Origin of the sequence: Paraburkholderia sp. SIMBA_030, assembly GCF_046535245.1 — a bacterium.
Taxonomy (GTDB): domain Bacteria; phylum Pseudomonadota; class Gammaproteobacteria; order Burkholderiales; family Burkholderiaceae; genus Paraburkholderia.
Genome location: NZ_JAWRXB010000647.1, coordinates 1 through 268, shown reverse-complemented (window position 1 = coordinate 268; position 268 = coordinate 1). Strand labels below are relative to the sequence as shown.

1 pseudogene is annotated in these 268 nt (G+C 62.3%); it reads right to left on the bottom strand.

Going from position 1 to position 268, the window contains the following annotated elements:
* Window positions 1–268: pseudogene (locus tag SB772_RS41545) on the bottom strand (5-dehydro-4-deoxy-D-glucuronate isomerase); the annotation flags it as partial.

Genomic DNA, 268 nt, shown 5'->3' with positions numbered 1-268 from the left:
CCTCGCCCATCCCGACGTAAAGCGCTTCCTGAAACTCCAGCGGATATGGCGTGCCGCCAACGGTGACCGTCCCGCGCCCGCCTATATTGACGATGGCTGCCTCGCGGCGCTCGAGGAACGTGGCGGTCCCGGTTTCCGCGACCTGATCGATAACCAGCGAACCTGCGACCGGAGATATTCCGCCGACGATCATCCTGTCGAGGTGGCTGTAAGTGAGGCTGATGGCGCCTGGTTGGAAGAGATCATCGATGACGAAACCGTCCCGGAG